This window comes from Mycobacterium sp. Marseille-P9652, from assembly GCF_902652685.1.
In the GTDB taxonomy this organism is placed as follows: domain Bacteria; phylum Actinomycetota; class Actinomycetes; order Mycobacteriales; family Mycobacteriaceae; genus Mycobacterium.
Map to the genome: position 1 here is coordinate 1 of NZ_CACRUY010000127.1, position 1,272 is coordinate 1,272.

General features: G+C 67.5%; 1 protein-coding gene. It reads left to right on the plus strand.

Features of this window, described 5'->3' with window-relative positions:
- The first annotated feature begins 186 nt into the window (after positions 1-186).
- Positions 187-1,236: an IS110 family transposase gene (locus tag GPY60_RS26475; protein WP_156690656.1), complete on the plus strand. Its 1,050-nt coding sequence runs from the start codon at positions 187-189 to the stop codon at positions 1,234-1,236.
- The last annotated feature ends 36 nt before the right edge of the window (positions 1,237-1,272 follow it).

A 1,272-nucleotide genomic window follows, 5' to 3' on the forward strand; every position in this document is an offset into this window, starting at 1 on the left:
GATCACCCGGTGTCTGGCTCTTACAAACACTGCCGCCTTGAGGAGGTTGGCGTTCGTGCGTTGTGTCGGCATCGGGTGTGAAGGACCGACCGGCGTGACTTGATAGGAGCGTGGCATCGCCCCGACTGAGATGTGTCCGCCGGCCGGCCCAACCATCACCTCTTCGAGTCGAAGGAGGCAACCATCATGGTTGTTGTTGGAGCCGATGTGCACAAGCGCACGCACACATTCGTCGCCGTGGACGAGGTCGGACGCTTGCTGGGCGACAAAGTCGTGCTTGCGACGACCGCTGGACACCACAAGGCCCTGCGGTGGGCTCGCGAGACGTTCGGCGACGAGCTGCTGTGGGGAATCGAGGACTGCCGCCCGTTGTCGGCTCGGCTCGAACGCGACTTGCTCAGCGCCGGGCAAAAAGTCGTCCGCGTGGCGCCTAAATTGATGGCTCAGGCGCGGGCCTCGGCACGCACCCGCGGCAAGTCTGATCCCATCGATGCTCTTGCCGTAGCCCGGGCGGTGTTGCGTGAGCCCGACCTGCCGATCGCCGCCCATGACCCGGTCTCGCGGGAGTTGAAGCTGTTGGTGGATCGCCGTGAAGACCTTGTTGCCCAACGCACCTCGACGATCAACCGGCTGCGCCTGCGCATCCACGAACTCGACCCCACCCAAGCCCCGGCCCTGGGCTCGCTGCACCGGCCCCGCCCGCGTCAGGTCCTGGCCGACTGGCTGGCCACCCAGCCCGGACTGCTGGCCGAACTGGCCCGCGACGAACTCGCCGACATCACCAGGCTCTCCACCGTGATCGACGCCCTGAGCGCCCGTATCAGCGACCGCATCAGCACCATCGCCCCGGCCCTGCTGGCCCTGCCTGGCTGTGGTGCCCTGACTGCGGCCAAACTCGTCGCCGAAACCGCCGGCGTCGCCCGGTTCAAAAGCGAACCCGCCTTCGCCCGCCACGCCGGAGTGGCGCCCATCCCGGTCTGGTCGGGCAACACCGCCGGACGGGTCCGCCTGACCCGCTCGGGCAACCGCCAACTCAACGCCGCCCTGCACCGCATAGCCATCACCCAGATCCGCCTCACCGGCAGCAACGGGCACACCTACTACCGCAAACGCCTGGCCGCCGGGAACTCCACCCCCGAAGCACTGCGCTGCCTCAAACGCCGCCTGGCGCGCGTCGTCTTCACCCGACTGCGAGCCGACCACCACCCCCACCCCGCACTGCAAACAGCTGCCTAAACCTGCTCCTTGACATAGGAGCAACGCACGCTCGCG